Consider the following 14,867-nt stretch of genomic DNA (forward strand, 5'->3'; position numbering starts at 1 on the left):
CCCCAACGTGTCCCCGCTGCCTGCCAGCCGACACGCTGCGCCGAGACCGAGGCCTGATCCCCCTCCCCTCGCCGAGTCCCTTCTCGGACCGCGCCGGGCCCGCAGCGAATACCCCTGCAGGCTCCACCCCGATCGTTCGTCGTCGCGCCCTCGCGCGGCTTTTGCAATACCGGGCCGGCCCGCTCCGGCCCACCGAAGGACCTTCATCCACACACCGATCCAGGTCGGGCGATACACGGTTTCGCCCCTGACCCGACACGACACCGACGGCTATGCCGCCTCGGTGTCCATCCGCAGCGGCAGCGGCCGCGCCACGCATGACCGCGTGCTGCGCCTGCTGCCCCGATTCACCACACGCGACGCCGCCGCCCACCACGCGACCACCGAAGGCCTGGCCTGGGTGGCCCGGACCCAGGACCGGGACGCCGCCATCGACACGGAACAGGAGCACCCATGGCCAAGGAAGAACTGATCGAGATGCGCGGCGTGGTCGACGAGATCCTCCCGGACTCGCGATTCCGCGTGACGCTGGACAACGGGCACCAGCTCGTCGCCTACACCGGCGGCAAGATGCGCAAGCATCACATCCGCATCCTGGCGGGAGACAGCGTGTCGCTGGAACTCTCGCCTTACGACCTCAGCAAGGGCCGCATCACGTTCCGCCACCTCGAGCGGCGTGCGGGGCCGGCCCCCGCCCCGACTCACGGATCGCGTCGCTGAGAGCGATCCACCCCGTACTGACCAACCGAAAGGAAAGAAGACATGACGACCGAAACCGGAACCGTGAAGTGGTTCAACGAAAGCAAGGGCTACGGCTTCATCACGCCGGACGCCGGACGCCGGCGGCAAGGACCTGTTCGCCCACTTCAAGGAAATCCAGGGCACGGGCTTCAAGACCCTGGCCGAGAACCAGCGCGTCGAGTTCGAAGTGACGCAAGGCCAGAAGGGCCCGCAAGCTTCGCGCATCCGCGCGATCTGAGGCCTTCGAGCGCCGCCGTTCGGCGGCCTCACCAGCGCAGCGTGCGTGCGCCGAGCAGCGCACCCAGCGCGGCGCTGGCTGCCATGCCCAGCGTGTACCAGAGCGCCGAGAACGAAATCGCCGGCTCGGTGCACGACAGCGCATAACCGAACGCGCCCGCGGCTCCGGCCGCGAGGCCGGCCGCAGCGCCTGCCGCACGCGGCCGCGTCGGCGCCAGCCCGCGCAAGGCCCACAAGGTGGCGCCCAGCGCCGGCAGCGACAGCAACAGCACCACCACCGGACACGACCACGACGAGTGGCCGAACAGCGCCGGCAGGCGCGCCGCCGCGGGGGTCTGCCACCAGTCCGCGAACCCGATCACCGACGCCAGCACCACGACCGAGGCCACGGCCAGGGCCGGTGGCCAAGCGCCGGCGACCAGCGGCCGAGCCAGTTTCGACGCCAGCCAGGCCGCCGCCGCCACCAGCGCGCCGGCGTAGGCCAGCTTGAACCACGGCGTCGGCGTCGCGTACATCGCGCCGGGAACCGCCCCCAGGCCCAGCACCGCGACACCGATGCTGGCCGCCAGGCCCGCGGCCAGCGCCGACGACAGCCGCCAGGCGGCAACACCGCGCGGCGCCGGTCCGGCGCCGCTGGCCAGCAGTTCGATCCACTGCTCGGTCTTCATCCCGTTCTCCTCACCAGCGCCGCGAGCCGCTTGAGCCCGCGGTGCACCTGAACCTTGATCGCCGACTCGCTGGCGCCGGTGCGTTGTGCCGCCTCGATCACCGACAGGCCCTCCAGCCGCGTCAGCACGATGGCCGCCCGCTGCGCCTCGGGCAAAGCCTGGAGCAGCCGCTCCAGGTCGCGCCCCGTGCCGGGCTCGGCCTCGGGGGCCGCGAGCTCGTCGCCGACCTCGTCCAGCGGATCGTGCAGCGCCTCGCGACGGCCGTGGCGGCGCAGGTGGTCGATCAGCTTGTGGCGCGCGATCGCCAGCATCCAGCCCGCCACCGGCAACGACGGATCCCAGGTGCCGCGGTACAGGTGCAGCGCCAGCAGCGTCTCCTGCACCAGGTCCTCGACCTCGTCGGGCCGCGCCGCCAGCCGCCGGCGCAGATAGGCGCGCAGCCGCGCCGCGGCCAGCGTCAGCGCCTCGCGGTAGGCGGCCTCGTCGCCGTCGTGCGCCCGCCGCCACGGCGGCGCGATGCGGCGCTCGAACTCGTCGTCGGGCGGCGGGGCGGGCGGGGCGGCGGGCGGCAGCACGCGCCGATTCTCGGTGCCGGCCCAGCCGGGGCGCATCAGGTCCGTCGCGCTCATGTGTTCACCGCGCGCCGGCGCACGATCAGCGCGTCCAGCGATGCGGGACCGGCGCCACGCAACACCAGCCAGGCCAGCGCCGCGGCCCAGGTGCCGTGCGTCGGCCAGGCGCCGGGGTAGACGAAGAACTGGATCACGGCGGTCATGCCCAGCAGGCCCGCTGCCGCGCCGCGGGTGCCCAGCCCGAGCACGAGCAGCAGCGGCAGCAGGTGTTCTGCGCCGGCGGCCAGTACCGCGGCCGCCTCGGGCGGCAGCAGCGGCAGCCGGTACTCGTCGCGGAACAGGTCGACGGCCTGCGGCGCGAGCCGCGGCCAGCCGGGCTCGAACCGACCCTCGGCCAGGTCGAGCACGAAACCCTCCACCTTGGTCTGGCCCGAGCGCCAGAACAGGCCGGCGAGCGCCACGCGCGCCAGCAGTTGCACGACGGCCTCGACGGCTTCAGGCGCTTTCATGCCGCCTCCCGGGCGTCTTGCCAGCCGACCACGGCTGCGTGGCGCAGCAGCAGCGCCAGCGCCGCCACCAGGTCCAGCCCGGCGCCGGCTTCGGCCGCCGCCTGGCCCAGCGGCCGCCCCTCGGCCAGTGCAGCGCAGAAAACGGCGGTCGCCGCGTCGACGGCCAGCGTCAGCACGGCGTCGGCGGTATCGCGCAGCACCAATGCGGCCTCGGGGCCGTCGGTGGCCATGGACTCGGGCAGCTCGCCCTGGTGCGCCGCCCAGATCGACAGCGCCGCGTAATCGAAACGCAGCACGGCCAGCGACGGATGCAGCTGCAGTCGGGCGTCGGGCAGCGCCTGCGGCCGCTCCAGCCAGGCCTGCACGGCAGGCGCGGGCAGCGGCGCGGCGTCGGCGGCCAGCGCGGCGCGCACACGCGCGCGCTCCAGCCTCGCGACCTCGGCCAGCCAGGGCAGCCCGCGCGCCGGCCCGTAGGCCTCGATCGCCGCGGCGAAGCCGTCGCCCCAGTCGCCCAGCACCGGGCCGCGCGGCGGCTCGCGGCGCGCGAAATCCAGCGCCATGGCGTCGAAGAAGGGCTCGCCGACCAGGCGGCGCACGACCGGGAACCCGTCGGCCAGCGCCCGCACCCAGGCGGCGGCGACGTTGTGGCGGTGCACGGCCAGGCGCACGCCGGGGTCCGAGCCGTTCCAGGCGCGCAGGCCGGCCGGCGGCGCCGCGGCCGGGTCCAGCAGCGCGGCGGCCAGCGCCGGCTGCGGCTCGACGGCGGGCGCGCGTCTCGGCACACGGCCCGCGGCGGCGCCCACGGCGGCCGCCGGCGCGACCTCGGCCAGCAGGCGCCGGGCCTGCGCCGCCTCGGCGGCCAGCACGGCCAGCGGCGGCACCTCGTGGTCGCGTTCGATCAGCGTCGGCACCGGCCCCAGGTGCGCCAGCGTGCGCCGGTACAGCGCCCAGACCGGGTCGGCGACGGGCGAACCGTGGTCGTCGATCAGCAGCGGCGCGCCGGCGGCGTCCTGCTGCACGGCGCAGCCGGCCAGATGGATCTCGCCGACGGCCGACGGTGGCAGCGCGGCCACCAGCGCCCACGCGTCGCGGCCGTGGTTGACCGCGCTCACCCAGGCGTTGTTCAGGTCCAGCAGCAGGCCGCAGCCGGTGCGCCGCACGAGCTCGGCGAGGAACTCGCCTTCTGCGATGACGCTGGCGTCGAACTCCAGGTAGGTGCTGGGGTTCTCGATCAGCACCTGCCGCCCCAGCGCCTGCTGCAGCCGGTCGACGTGCGCGGCGACCCGCGCCAGCGCGGCCTCGTCGTAGACCAGCGGCAGCAGGTCGGGAAAACAGACGCCGCCGTGCGCCGACCAGGCCAGGTGCTCGGACACCCAGCGCGGCTCGAAGCGCCGCACCATCGCGGCCAGCCGCGCCAGGTGCGCCGCATCGGGCGGCTTCAGCCCGCCCAGCGACAGCCCGACGCCATGGATCGACAGCGGCCAGCGCTCGCGCAGGCGCTCGAGCAGGCGCAGCCGCGGGCCGCCGTCGACCATGTAGTTCTCGGCGTGCACTTCGAGGAAGTCGACCACGGCCTCGCCGGCCAGCAGCGCGCCAGCGTGCTGGGGCTTGAAGCCGAGGCCGGCCAGGCGGGCGTGCATGGCGCTCACATTTCCTTGCCCATCTCCTTGGCCTTCTCCTTGAACGGCATGGTCTGGCCGAAGCCGGTCGGCGAGGTCTTGGACATCGTCTTCTCGCAGGTGCCGGCGGGCACGTAGGACCAGGCGTTGCCCTGGTGCTCGGTGCGCGAGGTGCCGGCGCAGGTGGTGCCGGGGCCGGCGGCGCAGTCGTTGTGGCCCTTCATCGCGACGCCGTAGCACTTCTCCTTGGCGCCGGCCTCGGCGGCCTGGGCCGGTGCGGCGGCGAGGTTCAGCGCGGCGCCCAGCGCGAGGGCCAGCGTGGCGGCGGGAAGCGAAACGTGGGTGTTCATCGGGAATCCTTCGTCGGTGGTGGCAGACACGCCGAAGCGGCGCTCCCTGCCATACGAACGAAGTCGCCCGGCGGTTACACCCGGTCCGCGGGGGGCGTGCGCAGCGTGCCGCCGTCGAGCAGCGCCTCGAAGCGCTCCCGCGGCAGCGCCGGCGCGAACAGCCAGCCCTGGAACTCGGCGACGCCGAGTTCCTCCAGCCAGTGCCGCTGGGCCTCGGTCTCGACGCCCTCGGCCACCGGGTGAAGCTTCATCGCCCGGCACAGACCGACGATGGCCTCGGCCACCGGCCGCTCCTGCGGCGGTGCCTGCACGAAACGGCGGTCGATCTTCAGCGACGTGAACGGCAGACGCTGCAGATAGGCCAGGTGCGAATAGCCGATGCCGAAGTCGTCCAGCGCGACCGACAGCCCGAGCGCGCGCAGGCCCTCCACCACGCGCGTCGTGCGTTCGCCCTCGGCGACCAGCATCGACTCGGTGATCTCGATCTCCAGCGCCTGCGGCGGGCAGCCGGTGTCGCGCAGCACGGACTGGATCTCCTCCAGCAGCCACGGGTCCTCGAACTCGCAGGGCGAGAGGTTGACCGACAGCTTCAGCCGTCGCCCTGCCGCCCACCAGCCGGCCTGCTGGCGCGCCGCCATCTCGAAGGCGCGGCGGCCCAGCTCGCGCATCAGCCCGGTGGCTTCGCAGACCGGGATGAACTCGTCGGGCATGACCCAGCCGCGCTGCGGATGGCGCCAGCGCAGCAGCGCCTCGGCGCCGACGATGCGCGCCGTGCCGGCGCTGACACGCGGCTGGTAGAACAGCTCGAACTCGTGGCGCTCCAGCGCCGGGCGCAGCTCCTGCTCGAGCCGCGTGCGCGCCTGCAGCGTGACGCTCATGTCGGCCTCGTAGAAGGCCAGCGCGTCGCGGCCCTCGGCCTTGCCGCGGTACATCGCCAGGTCGGCGTGCTGCAGCAGGCGCTCGAAGTCCTCGCCGTCGTCGGGGAAGACGCTGGCGCCGACGGTGGCCGCGACACGCGCCTGCACGCTGCCCAGCTCGAACGGCCGCGCCAGCCGTTCGCGCAGCCGGGCGTGGATGCGCGCCACCTCGCGCCGCGGCTCGGGCGCGGCGAGCAGGATCAGGAACTCGTCGCCGCCGAACCGTGCGACGAGGTCGTCGCGGCGCACGGCGCCGGCCAGGCGTGCGGCCACCTGCACCAGCAGCTCGTCGCCGGCGGCGTGGCCCCAGGAGTCGTTGACGTCCTTGAAGTGGTCCAGGTCGATCAGCACGACCGCGGCTTTCAGCGGCCGCTCGGCCGGCGCGCCGCGCACCATGTCGACGAGACGGCGGAAGTGCGCCTGCGCCGCGGCACGGTTGGGCAGCTGCGTCAGGCCGTCGTGCTCGGACATGAAACGCGCCTGGGCCTCGCTCTGCTTGAGCGGCGTGACGTCGGTCTCGCCGAGCAGCAGCACCTCGGCGCCGGTGACGGCGTCGCGGCGGCGGCGCGCCGAGACCTCGTGCCAGCGCGGTCCGGCCGCGGTGTGCACGGCCATCGTCAGCGTCGCCTCGCCTTCGTCTTCGAGCCGGCGCTGCAGCGCCGCCAGCGCCTCGGCGTCGGCGAAGCGCTCGCACAGGCTCTCGTCGGCGCGGCGCACCGAGGCACGCGCCGCCGGGTTGCGGTACAGCGCGCGCCCGTCCAGCGCGTGCAGCGAGATCATCATCGGCGTGTGCAGCAGCGCGTCGACGGCGCGCAGCGACTCCGGCGTCGTGTGCTCGATCGGCCGGCCTTCGCAGAGCATCGCCATGCGGCCGTCGTCGAGCCGCCAGCCGCTGAGCTGCACCTGCAGCGCCACCGGCTCGCCTTGCGGGAACAGCGTCCACTGCTCGTTGAAGACCGCACCGTGCGACTCGAAGTCGGCCTGGTACTGCGCCAGGCGCGCCGCCACCGTGGTCGACATGTCGCGGCCCAGATCGCGTTCGGCCAGCGCCTCGCGGCTGTCGGCACGCCAGATCTCCAGCGCCGCGAGATTGGCCCAGACCACACGCCGGCGGTCGATGTCGAAGATCCAGACCGGCGTGTGCAGCAGGTCCAGCGGCTCCAGCGTGGCCGGCGCGCAGGGCGTGTCCGGGTACGGACAACCCGGGGAACGCTGGCGCCGCGTCCCGGCGGGACGCAACGGCAGCGAGAGGCGGCGTGCAGTGGACACGGGTAGGTCTCCGGCGCGCCCGCCGCCGCGGGGGGCACGCCGCCACCCGCCGGGCAGCCGGCGCCAGACCGGTTAATCGGCCCGCCGCCGCGATCCTTTAGGCCTCAGGCCGGCGTCCACAGCGGCGGCAGGCCGCGCAGCGTGTGCAGGATGCGGCCCAAAGCGCCGTCGGCGACCAGCGCGCTGGCGTGCTCGATGTCGGGCGCCAGGTAGCGGTCGACGTCGATCGCCGGGCTGCCCGCGCGCAGCAGCGCGTGCGCGGCCTCCAGCGGCTCGGAGCTCGCCAGCGGGCGCAGGAACTCGATGCCCTGCGCCGCAGCCAGCCACTCGATGCCGAGGATGCGCGCGACGTTGGCGATCATCGGCTGCAGCCGGCGCGCCGCGAAGGTGGCCATCGAGACGTGGTCCTCCTGGTTGGCGCTGGTCGGCAGGCTGTCGACGCTGGCCGGGTGCGCCAGCGACTTGTTCTCCGAAGCCAGCGCCGCCGCGGTGACGTGGGCGATCATGAAGCCGCTGTTGAGCCCCGGCTCGCGCGCCAGAAAAGGCGGCAGGCGCGAGACGTTCGCGTCGATCAGCATCGCGATGCGGCGCTCGGCGATCGCACCGACCTCGGCGATCGCGGTGGCCATCGCGTCGGCGGCCAGGGCCACCGGCTCGGCGTGGAAGTTGCCGCCCGAGACCAGCGCGCCGTCTTCGGCGAACACCAGCGGGTTGTCGGTCACGGCATTGGCCTCGCGCAGCAGCACCAGCGCGGCGTGGCGCAGCTGGTCCAGGCAGGCGCCGACGACCTGCGGCTGGCAGCGCAGGCAGTACGGGTCCTGCACGCGATCATCGCCGTCGACATGGCTGGCGCGGATGCCGCTGCCGGCCAGCAGCCGGCGGTAGACCTCGGCGACGTCGATCTGGCCCGGCTGGCCACGCAGCGCGTGGATGCGCGGGTCGAACGGGCCGTCGCTGCCGCGTGCGGCGTCGACCGTCAGCGCGCCGATCACCAGCGCCGACTCCAGCACCGGCTCGAACGAGAACAGCGCGTGCAGCGCCAGCGCGGTGCTGGTCTGCGTGCCGTTGATCAGCGCCAGGCCTTCCTTGGCGGCCAGCGTCAGCGGCGTGATGCCGGCGGCGGCCAGAACCTCAGCGGCCGGGCGGCGCAGGGCGCGCCCGCCTTCGTCGACGAGGAACTCGCCTTCGCCGAGCAGCGCCAGCGTCATGTGCGCCAGCGGCGCCAGGTCGCCCGAGGCGCCGACCGAGCCTTGCGCCGGCACCCAGGGCACGAGGCCCGCGTCGTGCACCGCCAGCAGCGTGTCGACGACCACCGGGCGCACGCCCGAGAAGCCGCGCGCCAGGCTGGCGGCCTTCAGCGCCAGCATCAGCCGCACGACCGGCGCCGGCAGCGGCTCGCCGACGCCGACGCTGTGCGAGCGGATCAGGTTGCGCTGCAGCGTGTCGAGGTCGGCCTCGCCGATGCGCGTGCTGGCCAGCTTGCCGAAGCCGGTGTTGACGCCGTAGACCGGCGCCTCGCCGGTGGCCGCGGCGTGCACGACGGCGGCGCTGGCGCGCAGCCCGGGCAGCGCCTGCGGGTCGATCATCAGCTTGTGGCCGCCGGCGTGGATCGCCTGCAGCTGGTCGAGCGAGAGTTCTCCGGGTCGCAGCAGCATCGTCAGACTCCTTGGGCCAGCATCGGCAGGTCCAGACCTTGTTCACGGGCGCAGGCCTGGGCGTCTTCGTAACCGGCGTCGGCGTGGCGCATCACGCCGGTGGCCGGGTCGTTCCAGAGCACACGCGCCAGGCGGCGGTCGGCGGCTTGGCTGCCGTCGCAGACGATGACCACGCCCGAATGCTGCGAATAGCCCATGCCGACGCCGCCGCCGTGGTGCAGGCTGACCCAGGTGGCGCCGCCGGCGGTGTTGAGCAGCGCGTTGAGCAGCGGCCAGTCGCTGACGGCGTCGCTGCCGTCCTTCATCGCCTCGGTCTCGCGGTTGGGGCTGGCGACCGAGCCGCTGTCCAGGTGGTCGCGGCCGATGACGATCGGCGCCTTGAGTTCGCCGCTGCGCACCATCTCGTTGAAGGCCAGGCCGGCGCGGTGGCGCTCGCCCAGGCCCAGCCAGCAGATGCGGGCCGGCAGGCCCTGGAAGGCGATGCGCTGGCCGGCCATGTCCAGCCAGCGGTGCAGGTGCGCGTCCTCGGGGAACAGTTCCTTCAGCTTGGCGTCGGTGCGGCGGATGTCCTCCGGGTCGCCCGACAGCGCCGCCCAGCGGAACGGCCCCTTGCCGCGGCAGAACAGCGGCCGCACGTAGGCCGGCACGAAACCGGGGAAGGCGAAGGCGTCGGCGACACCTTGATCGAGCGCGACCTGGCGGATGTTGTTGCCGTAGTCGACCGTCGGCACGCCCATCGTGTGGAAGGCGAGCATCGCCTTGACGTGCTCGGCGCAGCCGGCGGCTGCCGCGGCGCGCAGTTCGGCGTGCTGTGCCGGGTCGGCCTGCGCGGCGCGCCAGCGCTCGACCGTCCAGCCGGCCGGCAGGTAGCCGTTGACGAGGTCGTGGGCGCTGGTCTGGTCGGTGACGAGGTCGGGGCGCACGCCGCGGCGCACGAGCTCGGGCAGCACTTCGGCGGCGTTGCCCAGCAGACCGATCGACACCGCGCGGCCTTCGGCCGTGTAGCGCGCGATGCGCGCCAGCGCATCGTCGAGGTCGGCGGCCTGCTCGTCGAGGTAGCGGCTGCGCAGGCGGAAGTCGATGCGGCTCTGCTGGCATTCGACGGTCAGCGAGGTGGCGCCGGCGAAGCTGGCCGCCAGCGGCTGCGCGCCGCCCATGCCGCCCAGGCCGGCGGTGAGGATCCAGCGCCCGGCCAGGCTGCCGCCGTAGTGCTTGCGGCCGGCTTCGGCGAAGGTCTCGTAGGTGCCTTGCACGATGCCCTGGCTGCCGATGTAGATCCAGGAGCCGGCGGTCATCTGGCCGTACATCATCAGCCCGGCGCGGTCGAGGCGGTCGAAATGCTCCCAGGTCGCCCAGCGCGGCACGAGGTTGGAGTTGGCGATCAGCACCCGCGGCGCGTCTTCATGGGTGCGGAACACGCCCGCCGGCTGGCCCGACTGCACGAGCAGCGTCTCGTCGGGCTTCAGCCGCTCCAGCGTCGAGATCAGCGTCTCGAACGCACGCCAGTTGCGCGCCGCCTTGCCGATGCCGCCGTAGACGACGAGCGCGTCGGGGTTCTCGGCCACCTCGGGGTCGAGGTTGTTCTGCAGCATGCGGTAGGCGGCTTCGATCAGCCAGTTGGCGCAGTGCAGCGTGGTGCCGCGCGGCGAGCGCACCGGGCGCGGGCCGGCGGGATGGGCGGAAGACTCGGACATGGGCGACTCCTGGGCGACTCGGGAGGGTCGGATCAGGGTTGCACTGTACTTGTCTAGACAAGTCGTCGCAACTACCATCCGGCCATGGTTTCCCCGGACACCGCCGAGGCCCCGTACGCGCGGGTCAAGCGCTTCCTGAAAGACGGTCTCGAACGCGGCGAGTGGCCGCCGGGCGCGCTGATGCCGTCCGAAGCCGAACTCGTCGCGCGTTTCGGCGTCAGCCGCATGACGGTCAACCGCGCGCTGCGCGAGCTGCAGGGCGAAGGCCTGGTCGAACGTTCGCAGGGTGTCGGCACCTTCGCCGCGCAGCGCCACCGGCTGGCGTCGACGCTGACGATCCGCGACCTGCACGAGGAGCTGGCGGCGCGCGGCCAGCAGCACGAGGCCGAAGTCCTGCTGAAGGCCGAGGAAGCGGCGCCGCCGGCGCTGGCCGAACGCCTGGGGCTGGCGCCGGGCGCGCCGGTGTTCCACACCGTCATCGTGCACCGCGCCGACGGCCTGCCGCTGCAGCTGGAAGACCGCTACGTCAACCCGGCCGCCGCGCCCGGCTATCTGGACGTCGATTTCGCGACGACGACGCCGACGCACTACCTGCTGCAGGTGGCGCCGCTGTGGGAGGCCGAGTACAGCGTCGAAGCCAGCGCCGCCAGCGCCGAGGAGGCCCGGCGCCTGGCGATCGCCGAAGGCGATCCCTGCCTCGTCGTCGTGCGCCGCACACGCCGCCTCGACGGCCCGATCACGATCGCCCGCCTGGTGCACCCCGGCGCGCGCTACCACCTCGAAGGCGGGTTCCGGCCGTGATCACCGTGCACGCCACCGACGTCGCGCCGCGGCCCTGGGCCAACGGCGGCGGGCGCACGCGCGAGCTGGTCGCCGGCCCGCGAGGTGGCCACTGGCGCTGGCGGCTGAGCCTGGCCGAGCTGGAGGCCGACGGGCCGTTCTCATCGCTGCCCGGCGTGTGGCGCTGGTTGGCGCTGGTCGAAGGCGATGCGGTCGAGCTGGAGTTCGACGACCGTGTGCTGGCGCTGCGGCCCGGCGACCCGCCGCTGGCCTTCGACGGCGCGTTGCCGCCGCGCTGCCGCTTGCACGGCGGCCGGGCGCGTGCGCTGAACCTGATGCTGCGCGACCTGGACGGCAGCCTGGCGCTGGAGCGCGGCACCGCGCCGCTGCAGGCGCTGTACGAGCCCGCCACGCGCACGCTGTTCTGGGACCTGGACGACACGCCGGCGGCGCAGGCCGGCATCTGGGTCGGCATCGAACCGGGAGAACTGAGATGGCGCTGACCTTGTGGCGCGACGCGCGCCTGGTGACGCTGGCCGGCGACACCGGCTGGGGCCTGATCGAGCACGGCGCGCTGCTCGCCGACGGCGACACGATCGCCTGGGCCGGCCCCGAGGCCGAGCTGCCCGCCGGGCTGGCGCCCGAGGCCGAGCACCGCCTGGGCGGCGCACTCGTAACGCCGGGCCTGATCGACGGCCACACCCACCTGGTCTACGGCGGCGACCGCGCGCGCGAGTTCGAGCTGCGGCTGCAGGGCGCGAGCTACGAGGACATCGCGCGTGCCGGCGGCGGCATCCGCTCGACGGTGGCGGCGACGCGTGCCGCCGACGAGCCGGCGCTGTTCGCCGCCGCGCTGCCCCGCGCCCGCGCGCTGGCCGCCGACGGCGTGACGACGCTGGAGATCAAGTCCGGCTACGGCCTGGAGCTGGAAGCCGAGGCGCGCTGCCTGCGCGTCGCGCGCCGGCTCGGCGCCGAGACCGGGCTGACGGTGCGCACCAGCTTCCTGGGCCTGCACGCGCTGCCGCCCGAACACGAAGGCCGCGCCGACGACTACGTCACGGCCGCTATCGGCTGGCTGCCGGCGCTGCACGCCCAAGGCCTGGTCGACGCCGTCGACGCCTTCTGCGAGACGATCGCCTTCACGCCGGCGCAGGTCGAACGTTTCTTCGCCGCCGCGCGCACGCTGGGCCTGCCGGTCAAGCTGCACGCCGAACAGCTCAGCGACCAGGGCGGCGCGGCGCTGGCGGCGCGCCACGGCGCGCTGTCCTGCGACCACCTGGAGTGGCTGTCGCCGGCCGGCGTGCGTGCGATGGCCGCCGCCGGCAGCGTCGCGATGCTGCTGCCCGGCGCCTTCTACTGCCTGCGCGAAACCAAGCTGCCGCCGCTGGCCGCGCTGCGCGAGGCCGGCGTGCCCGTCGCGCTGGCCACCGACCACAACCCGGGCACCTCGCCGATCCTGTCGCCGACGCTGGTGATGAACCAGGCCTGCACGCTGTTCCGCATGACGCCCGAAGAGGCGCTGCGCGGCTTCACCGTCAACGCCGCACGCGCGCTGGGCCTGGCCGAGCGCGGCCGGCTCGTGGCCGGCCAGCGCGCCGACCTCGCCGTCTGGGACCTGGGCCACCCGGCCGAACTGGCCTACTGGATCGGCCGCGCGCCCTGCCGCGGCACCGTCCTCGGAGGCATCGCACGATGAACGAGACCTACACCCTGCACCGCGGCACGCGCCCGCTGGTCATCAGCGTGCCGCACGCCGGCACCGAGATCGCCCCCGAAGTCGCCGCCACGCTGCTGCCGCGCGCGCTGGCCGTCGAGGACTGCGACTGGCACCTGGATCGGCTCTACGACTTCGCGGCCGAACTCGGCGCCAGCCTGATCGTGCCGCGTTACGCGCGCTACGTCGTCGACCTGAACCGCCCGCCCGAGAACACGCCGATGTATCCGGGCCAGAACAACACCGAGCTCTGCCCGACACGCTTCTTCAGCGGCGAGCCGCTGTACCGCGAGGGCCGGGCGCCCGACGAGGCCGAGGTGCAGCGCCGCGTCGCCAGCTACTGGCGCCCGTACCACGAGGCGCTGCAGGGCGAGCTGGCGCGGCTGAAGGCCGAACACGGCCACGTCGTGCTCTTCGACGGCCACAGCATCGCCGCCGAGCTGCCCTGGCTGTTCGAAGGCCGGCTGCCCGACCTGAACCTCGGCACGGCCGCCGGCAGCGCCTGCGCGCCGGCGCTGCGCGAGCGCCTGGCCGCGGTGCTGGCGGCGCAGAGCCGTTTCGGCCACGTCGTCGACGGCCGCTTCAAGGGCGGCTACATCACGCGCCACTACGGCCGCCCGCAGCACGGCGTGCACGCGGTGCAGATGGAGATGACCTGGCCGAGCTACCTGGCCGAGGCGATGCCGCCGGTCTGGGACGCGGCGCGCGCCGCCGACGCACGCGCCGTGCTGCGCACGCTGGCCGAAACGATGCTCGCATGGCGGCCGTGAACCGCGAGTTCTGGGCGCCACGCGCCTGGGTCGGCGGGCGCTGGCGCGAGCAGGTGCGGCTGGCCGCCGGCGCCGACGGCTGCTGGGCCGCCATCGACTGCGGCGTCGCGCCGCCCCCCGGTGCCGAACGCCTGGCCGGCGACGCGCTGCCGGCGCTGGTCGACGCCCACAGCCACGCCTTCCAGCGCGCTTTCGTCGGCCTGTCCGAACGCCGCGACGACGCGCACGACGACTTCTGGTCCTGGCGCGACCGCATGTACGGCGTGGCGCTGAAGCTGAAGCCCGAGCAGCTGCGCGCCATCGCCGCCCATCTCTACGCCGAGCTGCTGGCCGGCGGCTACAGCCAAGTCTGCGAGTTCCACTACCTGCACCACGACCTGGACGGCAGCGCCTACGCCGACCCGGCGGCGATGTCGCACGCGCTGGCCGACGCGGCGCAAGACGCCGGCATCGGCCTGACGCTGCTGCCGGTGCTGTACGAACGTGCCGGCTTCCAGGCCGAGGCGCTGCGCCCCGACCAGCGCCGTTTCGCGACGACGCCGCGCCAGGTGCGCGAGATCGCCGACGCGCTGCGCGGCCGGCCCGGCGTGACGGTCGGCGCCGCGGTGCATTCGCTGCGCGCCGCGCGGCCGGCGTCGATCGCCGAACTCGCCGCGGCCTGCGACGGCCCGCTGCACGTGCACGTCGCCGAGCAGACCGCCGAGGTCGACGACTGCCTGGCCGCCACCGGCTGCCGGCCGATCGAATGGCTGGCGCGCCATGCCGGTCTGGACGCGCGCTGGCAGCTGGTGCACGCGACGCACGCGACACCCGCGGAGATCGCCGCGGTCGCCGCCAGCGGCGCCGGCGTCGTCATCTGCCCGGCGACCGAAGCCGACCTGGGCGACGGCTTGTGCGACCTGCCGCGCTGGCTGGACGCCGGCGTGCCGCTGGCGGTCGGCTCGGACAGCCAGGTCGTGCGCGCCTGGCCCGAGGAGCTGCGCTGGCTGGAATGGGGCCAGCGGCTGCTGCACCGGCGGCGCAACGTCTCGGCCGCCCCCGGCGTCGAGCCATCGAGCGCGGCGGGGCTCTTCGAACGCGTGCGCGCCGGCGGCGGCACGGCGGCGGGATTCACGCACTGGGGGCTGGAAGTCGGCGCCCGGGCCGACCTCGTCGAACTCGACCCGGCCGAGCCGGCGCTGGCCGGCCTGCCGCCGAGCCATCGGCTCGACGGGCTGGTGTTCGGTGCGCCCGCGGCGCCATTCAAGCGCACGCTGGTGGCCGGGCGCTGGGCGGCGGCGGATCGCGGGGCGCTCCGGGCGCGGTTCGAGGCGGTGATGCGGGACCTCTGGCCCGCCGTCTGACGCCCTGAGGCGCCGGGCCGACACGGCAC

Annotated in this window: 15 protein-coding genes and 1 pseudogene; 8 read left to right on the forward strand and 8 right to left on the reverse strand. The window is 74.3% G+C overall.

Annotation, left to right across the window (positions count from 1 at the left end; all coding sequences use genetic code 11):
• Window positions 1-283: 283 nt before the first annotated feature.
• The 3 genes and pseudogenes from RGE_RS23795 (at window position 284) to RGE_RS23800 (ending at window position 979) form a co-directional block, all read left to right on the forward strand.
• Complete coding sequence (locus RGE_RS23795; RefSeq protein ID WP_014429994.1) at window positions 284-472, forward strand: hypothetical protein; 189 nt, start codon at window positions 284-286, stop codon at window positions 470-472.
• The gene (gene infA, locus RGE_RS18570; protein WP_014429995.1) at window positions 454-720 is read left to right on the forward strand and encodes a translation initiation factor IF-1; all 267 of its coding nucleotides are present in this window, start codon (window positions 454-456) and stop codon (window positions 718-720) included. Before RGE_RS23795 ends, infA begins: the two co-directional genes overlap by 19 nt.
• Window positions 721-762: 42 nt before the next feature.
• Window positions 763-979: pseudogene (locus RGE_RS23800) on the forward strand (cold-shock protein).
• Between the two features lie 28 nt (window positions 980-1,007).
• Here RGE_RS23800 and RGE_RS18575 read toward each other — a convergent pair.
• The 8 genes from RGE_RS18575 to hutU form a co-directional block, all read right to left on the reverse strand.
• Window positions 1,008-1,646, reverse strand: coding sequence for an NrsF family protein (locus RGE_RS18575; protein WP_014429996.1), 639 nt, complete (start codon window positions 1,644-1,646; stop codon window positions 1,008-1,010).
• Window positions 1,643-2,275 (reverse strand): sigma-70 family RNA polymerase sigma factor, encoded by a 633-nt coding sequence (locus RGE_RS18580; RefSeq protein ID WP_014429997.1) that lies wholly within the window; start codon window positions 2,273-2,275, stop codon window positions 1,643-1,645. The genes RGE_RS18575 and RGE_RS18580 overlap by 4 nt, the downstream gene beginning before the upstream one ends.
• On the reverse strand, window positions 2,272-2,727 hold the full coding sequence (locus RGE_RS18585; protein ID WP_014429998.1) for a DoxX family protein: 456 nt from the start codon (window positions 2,725-2,727) through the stop codon (window positions 2,272-2,274). Before RGE_RS18585 ends, RGE_RS18580 begins: the two co-directional genes overlap by 4 nt.
• On the reverse strand, window positions 2,724-4,367 hold the full coding sequence (bufB, locus tag RGE_RS23495; protein ID WP_014429999.1) for an MNIO family bufferin maturase: 1,644 nt from the start codon (window positions 4,365-4,367) through the stop codon (window positions 2,724-2,726). Before bufB ends, RGE_RS18585 begins: the two co-directional genes overlap by 4 nt.
• Before the next feature lie 5 nt (window positions 4,368-4,372).
• The gene (locus RGE_RS18595) at window positions 4,373-4,696 is read right to left on the reverse strand and encodes a BufA1 family periplasmic bufferin-type metallophore (protein ID WP_014430000.1); all 324 of its coding nucleotides are present in this window, start codon (window positions 4,694-4,696) and stop codon (window positions 4,373-4,375) included.
• A gap of 74 nt (window positions 4,697-4,770) precedes the next feature.
• Window positions 4,771-6,882: a putative bifunctional diguanylate cyclase/phosphodiesterase gene (locus RGE_RS18600; RefSeq protein WP_014430001.1), complete on the reverse strand. Its 2,112-nt coding sequence runs from the start codon at window positions 6,880-6,882 to the stop codon at window positions 4,771-4,773.
• 104 nt (window positions 6,883-6,986) lie between these two features.
• Window positions 6,987-8,537, reverse strand: a complete 1,551-nt coding sequence (gene hutH, locus RGE_RS18605; protein WP_014430002.1) for a histidine ammonia-lyase — start codon at window positions 8,535-8,537, stop codon at window positions 6,987-6,989.
• Between the two features lie 2 nt (window positions 8,538-8,539).
• Window positions 8,540-10,231, reverse strand: coding sequence for a urocanate hydratase (gene hutU, locus RGE_RS18610; RefSeq protein ID WP_014430003.1), 1,692 nt, complete (start codon window positions 10,229-10,231; stop codon window positions 8,540-8,542).
• 84 nt (window positions 10,232-10,315) lie between these two features.
• Here hutU and hutC point away from each other — a divergent pair, with 84 nt between their 5' ends.
• From hutC to hutF, 5 genes are read left to right on the forward strand one after another with little or no spacing between them, the layout of a single operon-like run.
• On the forward strand, window positions 10,316-11,032 hold the full coding sequence (gene hutC / locus RGE_RS18615; RefSeq protein ID WP_014430004.1) for a histidine utilization repressor: 717 nt from the start codon (window positions 10,316-10,318) through the stop codon (window positions 11,030-11,032).
• Window positions 11,029-11,514, forward strand: a complete 486-nt coding sequence (locus RGE_RS18620) for a HutD/Ves family protein (RefSeq protein ID WP_014430005.1) — start codon at window positions 11,029-11,031, stop codon at window positions 11,512-11,514. Before hutC ends, RGE_RS18620 begins: the two co-directional genes overlap by 4 nt.
• A complete protein-coding gene (gene hutI / locus RGE_RS18625) occupies window positions 11,505-12,707 on the forward strand; it encodes an imidazolonepropionase (RefSeq protein ID WP_014430006.1) in 1,203 nt (400 codons plus the stop codon). Before RGE_RS18620 ends, hutI begins: the two co-directional genes overlap by 10 nt.
• Complete coding sequence (gene hutG, locus RGE_RS18630) at window positions 12,704-13,495, forward strand: N-formylglutamate deformylase (RefSeq protein WP_014430007.1); 792 nt, start codon at window positions 12,704-12,706, stop codon at window positions 13,493-13,495. The genes hutI and hutG overlap by 4 nt, the downstream gene beginning before the upstream one ends.
• A complete protein-coding gene (gene hutF, locus RGE_RS18635) occupies window positions 13,483-14,838 on the forward strand; it encodes a formimidoylglutamate deiminase (protein ID WP_014430008.1) in 1,356 nt (451 codons plus the stop codon). Before hutG ends, hutF begins: the two co-directional genes overlap by 13 nt.
• Window positions 14,839-14,867 lie beyond the last annotated feature (29 nt).

The organism is Rubrivivax gelatinosus IL144 (assembly GCF_000284255.1).
Classification (GTDB): Bacteria; Pseudomonadota; Gammaproteobacteria; order Burkholderiales; family Burkholderiaceae_C; genus Rubrivivax; species Rubrivivax gelatinosus_A.